We start from the raw sequence: 15,097 nt of genomic DNA on the forward strand, positions 1-15,097 counted from the left end.
CGTTTGAGCTCCCTCTTATCTATGTCGTACGCCCCCATTTGGACGGTATGACCACGTATCACCCGCTCGCTTCAGACAGCTCGTGTGCGCAGAATGGCAACTACCTTGCCCTCTGCATGTGCCACATCCACACATCCAAAGATTCGACTGTCGATTGCTTGCTCGCGGTTATCACCCAGTACGAAGATCTGTCCGTCTCCGACGGTGAGAGGAAAGGTAATGCCCTGTGCTACTTGCGTCGTCGATCCATAGACTCCCGATTCCTGCTGAACCGAGCCGTTTACTACGAGACCATCGGCGGTAATCGCAACTTCGTCTCCAGGAAGTGCGACTACCCGAGCAGCCATGCGCGTACCTTCGTAGGTAAATGCTGCAACATCATGAAGATGGAAATTCTTATCAAGGCGATAGTCCAAAACCATATCCCCGTCTTTTATGCTGGGGGACATTGAGATATCGGCGCAGCGAAAAGCGCCAAAGATAAACGAGAACATGCCTAAGAAGAGAGCTCCAACAAAGGCCACTTTAAAAAGCAAGGAGGCAATATCCGCAGACAACGGACGAGCAGTTGCTATGTTCTTTTGTTCTCTGCCCTTCCGCATGGATCGCACCCCAAGGTATTCAGCACATATTGGTATCTCTCGAGAGAGTACCCCCCCCCCCCGCCACAAAAAGCAAGCCCTAATTGCTAGAAATTGGTGTTATTTCGATTCGTCGGGCAAAATTCAGCCCAAGTTCACAGCTGCCCATCCCCGCAAAGCTGTCTGCAAAGCTGTGTTTTCTTCAACCTGCTCGCAGAAGGCCGCAGCGCAAATGTCCCGCTTGCAGTAATCTGTTGAGAACGTACGTGTATACCCACTCCTTTGGAGGTGCGCATGGGCCCACGCGAGCGCGCGAGCCGCAGGCGAGCAAAAACGCATATTATTCCGGTTGTTCTCGTCTCACTGCTCGGATTTTTTATCATCGCAGGCGTTGCCTTTGGCATTGGCATGGTTGCCAACGTTCATCGCTGGCTCTCTGATTTGCCTGACTACACCAATGTGAATGCTTATCTGGCAAGCGAGCCAACAGAGATCTTGGATGCCAATAACAACAAGATCGCAAGCCTCTATGTGCAAAACCGACAGACTACCTCACTGGAGCATGTTTCTCCTTATGTGCTCAAAGGTACCATTGCCACAGAGGACTCCCGCTTTTATCAGCACAACGGTGTAGACCTTATTGGCATTGCCCGCGCTACCTTGGTGCAGCTCACGGGAGGCCACGAGGGCGCTTCGACCATTACTCAGCAGCTCGTGCGCAATACCATCCTTTCTGAAGAGCAGTTTGATGTCACCATTGAACGTAAGGTTCGCGAGGCATTCTTGGCTCTTAAGATGGAAGAGATCTTTAATAAAGACGAGATCTTGATGATGTATCTGAACACCATCTATTACGGCCATGGAGCCTATGGCATCCAAACCGCTGCAGAAACCTACCTCTCCAAATCGGCAGAGGATCTGAGCCTCGCTGAGGCTGCACTGCTCATTGGTCTGCCCAATGCGCCCTCTCAGTACGACCCAACCATTAATCCCGATCTTGCAGTTCAGCGCCGCAATATCGTCTTGGATCGAATGCTAGAAAACCAGATCATTAGCCAGGAGGAGCACGACGCTGCCCAGGCAGAAGAGCTCACCTTGAACGTGCAGGAGATTCCTGCCAGCGGAACCCTCGCTTTCCCCTATTTTGTTGATTACGTACGTGGGCTTTTACAGGAAGAGTTTACGACCGACGTGATTTATAAAGGTGGACTCACGGTTAAAACGACCATCGATCCCACCATCCAAGCACAGGCTGAGCAAGCTGCCGTTGGTCGCCTTGAGGATCTGGGCGCAGACAGCCTCGATGTTGGTCTTATCGCCCTTGATCCCAAGACTGGCTACATCAAAGCCATGGTGGGCGGTCGCAACTATTACGACGAAGCCGGTGCTCACACCAACCATACGCTCTCTCGTCGCTCTGCTGGCTCTTCATTTAAGGGCCTCACGCTTGCAGCTGCCATTCATGCGGGTATGAACCCAAGCATTTTGCTCAATTGCTCCTCCCCGATGAACTTTACGGTTAACGGAGAGCGCTTTACCGTTCAAAACTACGGCAAAATTAACTATGGTGTGCGCTCACTCGCCGCAGCAACAGCCGTGTCTTCTAACACCGGCTATATCCAGGTTCAAGAAGCCATTGGCTATGGTGCCGTAGCAGATATGTGCAAAAAGCTCGGCATTAACACGACCGCTGAGCGTGCAGAATTTGTAGGACAGCCCAACCTGACCTTGGGTACCGCCAACCTTACGCCCCTTGAAATGGCAGAGGCCTATGCAACCTTTGCAAACGGTGGCAAGCATCGCAAGGCCGTTGCCATTACTGAGATTCTCTCGCGCGATGGCAAGACGCTCTATCAACACGATGATAAGCCTGACCAGGTGCTCTCAGCAGGCGAGGCTGCTGCGGTAACCGAGGTGCTGAAAGGCGTGTTGCACGGCGGTGGTACTGGTGCTGGCTTTGCTCCAAGCGTGAACCAACCCGCTGCAGGTAAGACCGGTACGGCTGGTAACAACGGCATTACGACTGACCTCTGGTTTGTTGGCTATACCCCGCAGCTTTGCTGCGCCATCTGGACTGGTCATTCTGGAAGCAATGCCAATATTGGCTACAACACTCACGCCCTGCCGCTGCCGATTTTTAGAAACTTTATGACCGCTGCGCTTGAAGGCGTGGAGCGTGAAGAATTCCCCACAGGAGACGCACCAGCATATAAGGAAAATACTCGTTGGAAGTTCTCTAAGCCTCTTGTGAAAGAAGAGGACGAGAAGGACGAAGATGAGGAAGAGGAAGTTGAGGAGACAGAGGAACACGGCCAAAACCAGGGCAACCTGCCTAACGCCGATATTCCAGAAAATCCTCAGCCGGGTACTCATAACCAACCAAGCACTGGTGGCCACAACGAGAACCCCGATGACGATCGAGACGACTTTGAGGAGTAGCTCGCGTATAGATTGAAACAAGAGCTTCGACCTCGATGGTAGGTACGAGCACGCATCAAAGTGAGATGCATCTGCTCGTACCTACTTTTCGTATGTGCGCCAAGTTATTTGCGAACACTCCTGAGCTTACTGATCATGCCCTCAAAGCGCTCCCCATCCTCTGCCGTGCTCGCAATCACCAAAATCGTATCGTTGCCAGCAAGCGAGCCCAAAACATCAGGCATCTCGGCTCCGTCGATCGCAGCTGCAATACCTGAGGCAGTGCCCGGCTGAGCTTTCACAATCACCAGGTTATCCGAACGCTGAACGCCTACTACCAACTCAGAGACCATCCGCTGCAGGTGCAGATCTTCGGCCAAGACATAGATGCCCTCGGGCAGCTTTCTGAGACCCATGTCTGCAATATCGCGCGAGACCGTAGCCTGCGTGCACTCAAAACCGTACTCACGCAATTCGTCCACCAACATGCGCTGCGTACGAATATCCTTATCGCGCACAATCTCACGAATTGCATCCTGGCGATTATTTCGCTTCTTAGCCATCTTGTACCTTCCATCTTCGTTCAGTATTGGATATACATCGACACGGCAGTCGACGTTGTTTTCTATATCTTATCTCTTCTTACTCAGATATTCCTATACACCCAGAAGAAACCTATGCTCACTGCATAGCTTATACGTATCGTGCATTCTGAACGTATATTAAAACCTTGCATAAATCATCCGAATAAACGGACAACTGACGCGAGCTGCCCCAGCTGATGTGCCCTGAGTGAGAGAGGGATGATAAGGCAGTATGCCGTGAAGAAACGAGTGCTCAACAGTGCTGGACAGTGGCGCATGTGGGAAAGCATGAGCCCTATTCCAGCATCTTCTACCTGCGGGAAGGTATTCAAGAAACAACAATCGAGCGAGCAAGAAGCCAAGCTGAGAGGGCTCTGCGCAACATTCACACCTTACGCAGGTGATCCCTCCAAAGAAAAGGGTGTAAAGAAACGCTCCGTCAGCCCGTGAATCCACGCACCCATGCAACATGCAAGAACGGATCGGCAAGCGATGGCTCCAAACATAGGGCCAAACTCCCGGCTCGAAGAGCGAAGCTTTTCAATTGAGATACGTGTTGATGCCGTATCAATCATGCGTTGAACAAGGCGACGGCGCTCAGGTGCGGTAAGCGCTGCTGTGGGGGCACAGGCATTTTCAATACAGCTGATTACATCGAGCAAATGATGGCGATGCAAGGCCTCAACCGTGGCTGGATCATCCAATAAATCCCAACGAGCCACCAAGTCTGCGAGCAGCATATGATGACGCTCGCAGCGACCATAGAGCTCAGCATCAAAACGGACGGGCTTTCTTTGCATGACCCCATCGTTATAACGCGCATCATGCACCAAGCTCAGCGAATCAAGGTTTTGAGCAACAGCGACGAGCAGCTCAAACGCATCAGCTGCACCCTGTTCTGCTGCCTGCTGTGCGGCAGCGGCAGGCATGAGCACGCCGGTACCCTGATTCAACATACCTGAAGCAATGAGCTCCATAAAGGCCTGGCGCGCATGCTGGACATCTGTATGCGGACGTGAAGGCAACGCGCGTGTATGAACATCCCGGTCAGTCTGAGCATGCTGGCTCACGCGTTCGGGAACCAACACATGAAGACCAGGAGCGGAAGGATTATCTAAGCCCTCTGCAGCAGGTACCGTCACTGATGGACGGCTCGAGGCCTCTGCTACCAATTGTGCCTGCAAAAAATCAGGCCCAATCCAGTCTCCCGCCTCCATCACCATGATCTGAGATGCCCGAGCAGCCAGCACGCCTGCTTGCACAAGCGTCTTGTTGGCAGACCGCTCAAGTACCTCAATGCGGATATCATGCTCGGCTGCACGACGCGCAAAAGAGATCTCATAGCGGCTGGAGCCCTCTTCAACAACCAAGAGCTCAAACTCTCGAAAGCTCTGGTTTTGAATACTCTCAATGGTGCGAGCAATACTCTGGCCAGCATGTGTGACAGGCAGAACTACCGAAATCCGGGGTTTTTTAACGCCTGTTCGAGCCACGCAAGCCTCCTGTTCATCAGGTTGTTTGCATGGTATCGCAGAGTATTTACGCCCAAACCTACGTTGCGCCAGCGGCACATCAAGAACAGAGGGTCAACACGCCCTCATCATAGGACACACGCATAAAGCACAGACCAGCCGCAGGAGCAGTCGGCCCTGCCGCTTGCCTATCGCATGCATCAATTACCTCACGCATCCATGAAGGCTCGTGCCTGCCTTCCCCTATCTGCACAAGCGTGCCTACGATGGTGCGTACCATGGAATGCAAAAAGGCGTTTCCCGTAATGGTAAAGGCAATAAGCTCCTCTCCCAGCTGCACCTCACGAGCAAATGACACCGCATGGACGTTTCTATGCGTAGGGCGACCTATCGCAGAGGCAAGCTTACAAAAGCTTTTAAAATCCTGCTCACCCACGAGCTCGGCTGCAGCCAGCTCCATAGCAGCAATATCGAGCTCGCCCCAGTGCCACCATGTGAACTGCCGCGTGAGCGTGGGAGCCACCTCCCCGGTCGCTATTCGGTAGGTGTAGGTGCGAGCTCTCGCGTCAAATCGAGCTGAGAAACCAAGAGCGGCATGATACAGAGCCTGAGCTCCAATATCTGCTGGCAACAGCGCCGAGAGCGCCCGCATCCACCGGCGCTGACTCATCTGTTGCTCCTCGCACGTAATCGGAAAACTGACGTACTGACCAACTGCGTGAACACCCGCGTCAGTTCTGCCCGCGCAGGTAAGCTCAACGGGACGACGCAAAAACGTCTCGAGAGCAACTCGAAGATCCCCTGCTACCGTTCGAACCTCACCGGGCTGCTCAGCAAAGCCAGAAAAGGCAGAACCGTTGTATGAGAGCTTAAGCACCGCTGTTGCTGTAGCTTGTAGCTCATCGGTATCCAGCGCGTTTTCACCCACACCTAAGGACTCTGCAAAAGCGCATATATTGTCCGCGCTCGGAGCTTCCATGCGCAAAGCATGAAGTGTAGCGTTTTCGCTGGTAGCATCCGTGTGCACAGAAAGCTGCTCGCTCCCCTTTTCAGAGCCATCGGCATGCGAGGCACCACGCTCAGACGCCACGCCACTAGGATGAGATGTATGTGCTTGAGACATAACTGCCTTTCGCCCCTGGGAATACCTACCGAATAACCAATACAAGCATCAAAAGAATGATTGATGCAATCAGACCAGCTACGAGTATGCGCCGATCTCGTGCGGGAAGCGGGGTGGATACGGCAGGCCGCGCCGGATCAAAACCACGTGCCTCCATAGAGGCGGCAAGCCGATCAGCGCGACGCCAAAGCCCTGAGGTCAAGGGTATGAGAATGGCACTATGGGCTGCAATGCGCCCGAGAAGTGACCCGCGATCAAGCGGAGCACCACGGCTTCGCTGCGTATCACCAATGCGCGTATACTCCCTTGCCACAAGCGGCATGGTGGTAAGCGCAATAGACACCATCGTACGCACTGCGACAACCGAAGAACGCCGACGCAAAACGGGAGACACCAACTCTACTGCAGCATCAGCCAAATCTGATGAGCGCGTGGTACGCGCCACGACCTGAGCCCAGCCAAGAACAATCCCGAGCCGTAAAAGCGCATGGGCGCACCGCAAGGCTGCATGAGGATCAAGGCCAACAGGGCCGTATACAGCAACTGATGCAGAGCCATCGCACGATACGAGATTTGCCACCAGAGCGAGTATCGCAATACCCAAGGCTGGAAGTGGTAGAAGAATACGTGACCCCTGTGTAGCGCTTGCTAGAAGCAAAACGCCAAGCGGGATGAGTGAGAGCACAAGCAGAGGTATCGGAGCTACGAGCACAAGCACCAGCATACAGATAAACAGTGCAAGTTTTACCCGAGCGTCAAGCGGGTGCGATCCGCTCATAAGCGATTGCGAGCGTGCCAGAACAGCTCTATACGCGCTCGATCGTTTAGAGGAAGTGCCTTCAAGCTCAAGAACTGATACGCGGACTGTAGGCAATGCAGGGAGAGACCGCTCAGACTCAAGAGTGGATGTATGCGCTCCATGCACGTGCTGTGCAGGCATGGAAGGCGCTGGAGCTGGAGCGAGCAAGGGATTGCTTGCGCTCAGCGCAATGGGCAGAGATGCACGCCCTACAAACGCGGGTGTGTCCACCCCAGAGCCTGCTTCTTGTATCAGAGAAGCGTACTCGTCGGTGGTTCCTAAAAAGGCTAGCTGCCCTGCACATAAGCAACCAACTCGATCTGCGGTATTAAGCCACTCATCAACATCGTGTGAAACGACGAGCACCGCTGCGCCATCATGAGCGCACTGCCGCGCCAAACGATGCACATCAGCTGCGCCAGACGCATCCATTCCGGCTGTTGGCTCATCAAAGATATAGACATCGCTCCCTTGGGCAAGCGCCGAAGCAAGACAAACACGGCGCTGTTGGCCACCTGAGAGCGAGAACGGATCACGATCCAGCAGGGCGGCGGGCACCTGTGCCGCCTCCACGGCACGAACCATACGATCAGCCACATTCTGAGAAGAATAACCTGCTTGCAGAGGAGCATAGGAGATTTCCTCGCGCACCGTCTCTAAGAAAAACTGGCTCTCTGGCCGCTGCTGAGCCAAGGCTGCACATCCCGGCATGGCCGGCGCACCTGCAATAAGAACTTCTCCGCTCGAGGGGCGACGCAGTCCGGCTGCAAGTGCTGCAAGGCTTGATTTTCCAGAACCTGAAGGACCTATGATTAAAAGGATTTCTCCTGGCGCAACCGTAAGGGTAATGTGTGCGAGCGCGGGAGTCTTTGAGCCGTTGTGAAAAAACGAAACATCGCGCATCTCAAGCAGCGAGCCTGATGACGGGAAGGCACGATGTTCCTCGCTTTGAGTGGGCGCTGCACACACGCTGGCTGCACGTTCACGAGCAGCATGACCCTGACCTGCAATGCGATCCCAAAGCTCTTGCTTATGACTCAACAGCTTCTCTGGCCTGCCATCAAAAGCAATTTTTCCCCGATCGAGCACCACCACACGATCGGCAGCGACCATCTCATACGGGTTATGAGTCACGAGCAACACGCCCAGACCCTCATCATGAGCAAGCCGCTTCACCATTGAGAAGATCGACGTACGAAGGGCTGGATCGAGCATGGCGGTCACTTCATCAAGCACCAAAAAGCGCGAGCGCTCAGCAAGTGCACCGGCAATTGCCACGCACACGAGCTCTCCACCCGAGAGCGTCCAGACCTCGCGCTCTTCAAAACCCAAAAGGCCTGTTGCTTTTAGCGCCGCCGTCACGCGTTCGCGTACCTCAGACTCGGCACAGCCCCGGTTAATCGGTGTAAAAGCAACTTCAGATAAGACCGTCTCGGCAACAATGTGGTCGGTTGGGTCTTGCGCAACCGATGCCACAAAGCGGCGAGCACGCGCACGCGAACGACGTGTGGCAGCAGGATCCATACCGCATATACGAACTGTTCCCGCATCCGATACCAGCGTGGCTGCAGCAAGGCGAGCAAGGGTAGTTTTTCCCGACCCATTCTCACCTGCAAGTGCCACCAGCTCACCGGGGCACAGCGTGAACGATACGCCATCGAGGATTTGCACGTCTCCCATGCTCACGCGAGCATCGGTAAGAACAATAGCTGCGTCAGTCCCCGCATCCTCTTGGCCAACAGGTACCGCACGCAACCGATTGGTGTCAGAGGTCGGTTCTTGGAAGCTCTCTGTCTTAGAAACCCAGTCCATGTCCCGTTATAACCATATAAAGCATGTACGCATTCGCAGCATTAAGAATCAAAGCGGTAATGATGCCGTTGCGCATAAAGCGCTCAAAGGTCATCACTGCCATGGATGGCTCATCATTAAGAGCTGATGCCGACTTTTTTCCACTTGCAAGTGTGGCCAAACTCAACAGCAAGCAAAGGACAGGCAAGAGGAGGAGCTCAAAACGACTGCCCCAGCGCAGTACCTCCCCGTCCTGCGCAATCCTCATGGGTACGCTTTCAGCTAAGCCCGGAACAATCAGAGCCGCAGCCACCATAGGAATGAATGCCAACACGATGAGCACCATCGCCATGATGCCGCCACGCTTGCCAAATGCAAATATTGAGAACATAGTGTCTCCTCGTTTAAACGTTGAAGCGGAAGTGAACCACATCACCGTCGACCATAACGTAGTCTTTTCCTTCCATGCGGAGCTTGCCAGCAGCTCGAGCTCCCTGCTCTCCACCAAGCTCAACATAGTCGTCATACGAAATAACTTCGGCCTTAATAAAACCACGCTGAAAATCAGTATGGATCACACCGGCAGCCTCAGGAGCCGTAGCACCTTGGCGAACCGTCCACGCACGAACTTCCTGTTCACCGGCGGTAAAATAGCTCTGCAAGCCAAGGAGGCGATATGCAGCTTGCGCCAAGGTCTCAAGGCCTGAATGCTCAAGACCTAAATCGGCCAGATACTCTGCAGCCTCATGAGGCTCGAGCTCAGAAAGCTCAGCTTCAACCTTGGCACAAATGGGAATTGGAGGCACGCCCGCGATGGGGGTCAGTTCTTCACCTAAGGCATCTTCATCAACGTTGGCAACATAGAGCATGGGCTTCATGGTGAGCAAGAAAAACTCGCGTGCACAGGCTCGCTCCTCCGCGCTCATCTCCAGAGCCGCTGCTCGATTACCCTCATTCAGCCATGCTATGAGTCGGCGGGCAAGGTCGAGCTTATTTCCCAAGGCGCGATCACGACGCGCCTCCTTCTCCAGTTTGGGAACCTGCTTCTCAAGCGTTTGAATGTCGGCAAGTACAAGTTCGGTCATGATAGTCTCAGCATCACTTGCCGGGTCTACCCTGCCATCTACATGCACCACGTCAGGATCCTTGAAATAGCGCACTACCTCACAAATTGCATCCGTCTCGCGGATATTTGCTAAGAACTGATTACCAAGACCCTCGCCCTCGTTGGCACCCTTCACCAAGCCTGCAATGTCTACGAACTCAACAGTTGCAGGTAAGATTCGCTTTGGCTGCACGATTTTTGCAAGCTCATGAAGACGAGCATCGGGCACGTCTACAATCCCAACATTCGGATCAATTGTTGCAAATGGATAATTAGCAGCAAGACCGCCTTTTTTAGTGAGAGCGGTAAACAGGGTTGACTTGCCAACGTTGGGCAAGCCGACGATGCCGATCGATAGAGCCATGAGTTCATCCTCCAGGTGCACACCGGACAAGCCGGCTTCACAGCTAACCGCACAACCATAGCACGACAAGCCCTGCTCGTAGTGGATGGTTAGCAAAGCACCTTAAGCGTCAGAAGAGCCGCTCACTTCTGCAAGAATCGCATAGAGGTTGATAGCGTTTACGGCGGTAAGCAGCGTGCCAAATATACATACGGCTCCAACAAAGTACCACCAGAAATCCTCGAGATCCGCTCTGAGAATCGGCTGGCCTCCCCTGCTATAGCACCAGTCGCGTATTCGGTACAAATCACCAGCTCACAACGATTAAGAAAACGCCCCAGATCCGAGCATAGCGGATCCGGGGCGCTCACAACAAGCAATCGCTCTCAGTAGCTGAGAGAACGGACAGCTTAGTCCTCGCTCTCCTCAGGGCCATCGGCGTCATCTGACTCAACAAGCTGGTTGAGAAGCTCATCCAACGAGGCCATGTCCTCGTTAATAACGCCGCCGGCCTTAGAAGCAGAAGAGTCTGCCGGGGCACCAATCATCTCCTCATCGGAGTTGAAGTGGCTGCGCGGAGCGCTTGAGCCGAGCAAGATGTCGTCAGAGCCATCTGGCGAGAAGACCATCTGCAACAGCTGCGAGAGATCCTCATCATCGGCAATGTCCTCAGGCTTATCCAGGATATGAAGCAGGTTGTGCTGCTCCAAGCCATCGCGAAGCTCCTCGATCGCCTTCGCACCAATGCCATCGATGCGCAGGAGATCTTCCTCAGACTTGCCAACCAGATCGCCCACGTTCTCAATGCCAACCTCACTGAACTTATTTGTCCAGCGCTGAGATACGCCCAGATCATCAAAGAGATACAGGCGTGCATCTTCAGCAGAGATGGTACGACCATTGCGCGTAAGGGATCCGTCTACGCCGCCAAACTCGTCGTAGCCAGCCCAATCGAGCTCTTGTGGCAGCTGCCCATCGAGCTCTTTGAGCTCCTCAGGTGCCCAGTCAGGCAAGGACTTCTGACCCTGAGCCGCACGCTCAATGGCGCGATACCCATCGGCTGTACGGTAGGTAAGCTGAGCATCGTCATAGGGCTTCAAACCCGTACCCACAGGAATCTTCTTGCCCACAATAACGTTGGACTTCAGATCCAGCAGGCGATCAACCTTGCCCTCAATGGCAGCCTCGGTAAGCACGCCAGCAGTGCGGATAAAGGATGCAGAAGACAGCCACGAGTCAATGCTTGAGGCAACCTTCAAGGTGCCCAAGATAACCGGCTCGGACGTAGGTGGATTACCACCCTCGCGAGCCACGCGCTCAACCTCATCGGCATACTCGTAGCGATCCACATACTGACCCAGCAAGTAGCGAGAGTCACCCGGGTTGGTAATCTGAACGCGACGCAGCATCTGGCGAGCAATGACCTCGATATGCTTATCGTTCAGGTCAACACCCTGGCTCGTATAGACGTCCTTCACGCTCTTCACGAAGGTGTGCATCGTGCTTTCAATATCGGTCAGACGACGCAGGTTTCTAAAGTTCACAAAGCCCTTGGTGATCTGATCACCAGCGCGAACCTCGCAACCATCCTCAATCTCGGGCATAAAGCGAACCGATGCAGGCACGCGCTTCTCTTCCAGTACGCGAGTGGCGTCATCCGGATCGGTGATCGTCAGTACGTACTCGGACTTCTCCGGCTTAATAGAGAGATGACCGGTGAAGGTAGCCAGATCGGCCTCGCGACCCAAGATCTTCTCATTCACGTTGCCAACAACGTCAAACATACGACCAACGGTGGGCAGACCCTGCGTAATATCGTCAACGCCAGCAACACCACCGGAGTGAATGGTGCGCATCGTCAGCTGTGTACCCGGCTCACCAATGGACTGGGCAGCAATAATACCAACGGCGGTACCAATGGCAACCGGGCGGCGGGTTGAAAGATCCCAGCCATAGCACTTCTGGCAAACGCCATAGTGAGAGCGGCAGGTCAGAAGGGCGCGAAGCTTAATCTTCTTGATACCCGCAGCAACTAGGCGCTCAAGATCGGCCTCAGACTCAATATAGGCATCTCGAGCCAACAGCACCGTGCCATCTGATGCAACAACGTCGTCTGCCAGGCAGCGACCCACCAGATCAACATTCAAGTCATCGGTGCCAGCAGCCACGAGGTCATAGGTTACGCCCTCGGTGGTGCCGCAGTCGTCCTCGCGAACGATCACGTCTTGTGCCACGTCGACCAAACGACGAGTGAGGTATCCGGAGTCAGACGTGTGTGATGCCGTGTCTACCAGACCCTTACGAGCACCGTACGTAGAGATGAAGTACTCAAGCGGGAGCAGACCCTCGCGGAAGTTTGCCTTAATGGGAAGGTCGATCGTCTCACCAGACATATCTGCCATCAGACCACGCATACCACCAAGCTGGCGGAGCTGCGTCTTCGAACCACGAGCACCGGAGTCGGCCATCATGTAGATGGGGTTCTCCTCGTCAAAGAGGTCAAGCATCTTAGCAGCTACCGCATCGGTTGCTGAAGTCCACTCATTAACAACCTCGATATGGCGCTCCTGCTCGTTGAGGAAGCCCTCCTCGTAGTACTCGTTGATCTGGTCAACCTTTGCCTGAGCGTCCGCCAAGATCTGAGGCTTATCCTCAGGAATTAGAGCATCCCAAAGCGAGATCGTAAGGCCTGCGCGGGTAGCGTAGTGGAAGCCAGAGAACTTAATGGCGTCCAGAATCGGACCCACCTGAGCCTGCGGATAGCGGTCGCAGCAGGTTGCTACGAGACGAGCCACATCGCCCTTGATCATCTTATAGTTGATGAACTCATAGTCTTCAGGCAGGCACTGACGGTTGAAGATGATGCGACCAATCGTCGTCTCAAAGCGAGCCGTACGTTTTCCGGTCACGTCAAAGTCAACATACTCGCCACGATTTTGCATCACGCGGAAGATGAGCTTGCCATCCTCCTCAGCGTTGGCATTCTCAGCGCTCACGCGAACCTGAATCTTGGCCTGCAAATCAACATCGGCGCGAGCATCGTAGGCTGCAAGCGCATCGTTAAAGCTGGCAAAAATGTGACCCTCGCCAGGCAGATCATCGCGAGCCTGAGTGAGGTAGTACACGCCGATGATCATGTCCTGAGAAGGAATGTTCACAGGCTTGCCTGATGCCGGGGAGCGCAGGTTATTTGAGGAAAGCATGAGCACGCGAGCCTCGGCCTGTGCCTGCAACGACAAGGGCACATGAACCGACATCTGGTCGCCGTCAAAGTCCGCGTTGAACGGAGCGCAGACGAGCGGATGCAGGTGAATGGCATTACCCTCAACGAGGACGGGCTCAAAGGCCTGAATCGACAACCGGTGCAGCGTTGGGGCACGGTTGAGGAGCACCAAGCGACCGTCGATGACCTCTTCCAAGATGTCCCACACAAAGCTGGCGCTGCGATCAATTGCGCGCTTAGCACTCTTGATATTCTCAACCTTGCCCAGCTCTACCAAGCGCTTCATAACAAAGGGCTTGAACAGCTCAAGTGCCATGGCCTTAGGCAGGCCGCACTCGTGAAGCTTGAGCTTGGGGTCGGTAACAATAACCGAACGACCGGAGTAGTCTACGCGCTTACCCAACAGGTTCTGACGGAAACGACCCTGCTTGCCCTTCAAGGCCTCAGCAAGAGACTTGAGCGGACGGCCACCGCGTCCAGAAACCGGACGACCACGACGGCCATTATCGAAGAGGGCGTCAACCGACTCCTGAAGCATGCGCTTCTCGTTGTTTACGATGATCGCAGGGGCATCCAGGTCAAGCAGGCGCTTGAGACGGTTGTTACGATTAATCACGCGACGATACAGATCGTTTAAGTCAGACGCGGCAAAGCGACCACCATCGAGCTGCACCATGGGGCGCAGATCAGGCGGAATAACCGGAACCACGTCAAGCACCATATTGGCTGGATCGTTGCCACCCTTTAAGAAGGCGTCTACCACCTCGAGGCGCTTCACTGCCTTCTCACGGCGCTGCTTTTGACCATCAACGTCGGCAATGATCTCTTTGAGCTCCTCTGCCTCAACTGCCAAGTCAATGCCACGCAAAAGTTCGCGAATGGCCTCGGCACCCATGCCACCCTTGAAGTACATGGAGTAATAGCGGCGCATCTCGCGGAAAAGCGGCTCGTCAGACACCAGGTCGCGAGCGGTGAGCTTCATGAAGGCGTTAAAGGCATCCTTGCGGAGTTGCTTTTCTTCCTTCATCTCCTCTTCAATGTCGATGATACCCGCAGCAACCTCTTCGGGAGTCAGCGGCTCTTCATCAGAGAAGTCATCAAAGTTCTCAGGGTCACCCTGGGCTTTCAGGCTCTCAACCTGGCGAGCGCACTCGGCATCAATCTCTTCCAGATCGGCTGCGAGCTCCTCACGCAGATCGTCAGCATCGGCCTCGCGAGCCTCGTAGTCTACCTCGGTCACGATATAGCTCGCGAAGTAGAGTACCTTCTCCAGATCCTTGGACTTAATATCCAAAAGACGACTCATGGGGAAGCTCGTAGGACTCTTGAAGTACCAGATATGGCTTACCGGAGCGGCAAGCTCAATATGACCCATGCGATCGCGGCGAACCTTGGCCGAGGTAACCTCGACACCGCAGCGCTCGCAGACAATGCCCTTAAAACGGATGCCCTTATACTTGCCGCACGAGCACTCCCAATCCTTTGCAGGACCGAAAATCTTCTCGCAGAACAGGCCATCACGCTCGGGCTTTAAGGTGCGGTAGTTAATGGTCTCAGGCTTTTTAACCTCACCATGTGACCAAGAACGAATCTGGTCAGCCGAGGCAAGGGAGATCTTTACCGCATCGAAATCGCTAGCTTCGAAATCTGCCACAGTG

9 protein-coding genes are annotated in these 15,097 nt (G+C 54.3%); 1 reads left to right on the plus strand and 8 read right to left on the minus strand.

The window, feature by feature from the left end; genetic code table 11:
• Positions 1-71: 71 nt before the first annotated feature.
• Positions 72-602 carry a signal peptidase I gene (lepB, locus tag K6V98_RS01970; protein ID WP_222198864.1) on the minus strand — a complete coding sequence of 177 codons (531 nt, stop codon included), beginning with the start codon at positions 600-602 and terminating at the stop codon, positions 72-74.
• A 273-nt stretch (positions 603-875) separates the two neighbouring features.
• Between lepB and K6V98_RS01975 the strand changes: the two genes are divergently transcribed.
• Positions 876-3,020 carry a transglycosylase domain-containing protein gene (locus K6V98_RS01975; protein WP_222198865.1) on the plus strand — a complete coding sequence of 715 codons (2,145 nt, stop codon included), beginning with the start codon at positions 876-878 and terminating at the stop codon, positions 3,018-3,020.
• A 104-nt stretch (positions 3,021-3,124) separates the two neighbouring features.
• Here K6V98_RS01975 and K6V98_RS01980 read toward each other — a convergent pair whose 3' ends face one another.
• The 7 genes from K6V98_RS01980 to K6V98_RS02010 form a co-directional block, all read right to left on the minus strand.
• Positions 3,125-3,562 (minus strand): arginine repressor, encoded by a 438-nt coding sequence (locus tag K6V98_RS01980; RefSeq protein WP_222198866.1) that lies wholly within the window; start codon positions 3,560-3,562, stop codon positions 3,125-3,127.
• A 413-nt stretch (positions 3,563-3,975) separates the two neighbouring features.
• Entirely contained in the window at positions 3,976-5,076 is a 1,101-nt protein-coding gene (locus K6V98_RS01985; protein WP_222198867.1) for a glycosyltransferase family 2 protein, read from the minus strand.
• A gap of 79 nt (positions 5,077-5,155) precedes the next feature.
• Complete coding sequence (truA, locus tag K6V98_RS01990) at positions 5,156-6,178, minus strand: tRNA pseudouridine(38-40) synthase TruA (protein WP_306792662.1); 1,023 nt, start codon at positions 6,176-6,178, stop codon at positions 5,156-5,158.
• A 25-nt stretch (positions 6,179-6,203) separates the two neighbouring features.
• Entirely contained in the window at positions 6,204-8,789 is a 2,586-nt protein-coding gene (locus K6V98_RS01995) for an ATP-binding cassette domain-containing protein (protein ID WP_222198869.1), read from the minus strand.
• Positions 8,773-9,159, minus strand: a complete 387-nt coding sequence (locus tag K6V98_RS02000; protein ID WP_306792663.1) for a DUF1648 domain-containing protein — start codon at positions 9,157-9,159, stop codon at positions 8,773-8,775. The genes K6V98_RS01995 and K6V98_RS02000 overlap by 17 nt, the downstream gene beginning before the upstream one ends.
• Before the next feature lie 13 nt (positions 9,160-9,172).
• Positions 9,173-10,237, minus strand: coding sequence for a redox-regulated ATPase YchF (ychF, locus tag K6V98_RS02005; protein ID WP_222198870.1), 1,065 nt, complete (start codon positions 10,235-10,237; stop codon positions 9,173-9,175).
• Positions 10,238-10,626: 389 nt separating this feature from the next.
• The gene (locus K6V98_RS02010) at positions 10,627-15,093 is read right to left on the minus strand and encodes a DNA-directed RNA polymerase subunit beta' (RefSeq protein ID WP_222198872.1); all 4,467 of its coding nucleotides are present in this window, start codon (positions 15,091-15,093) and stop codon (positions 10,627-10,629) included.
• Positions 15,094-15,097 lie beyond the last annotated feature (4 nt).

Origin of the sequence: Collinsella ureilytica, assembly GCF_019795105.1 — a bacterium.
Lineage (GTDB): Bacteria > Actinomycetota > Coriobacteriia > Coriobacteriales > Coriobacteriaceae > Collinsella > Collinsella ureilytica.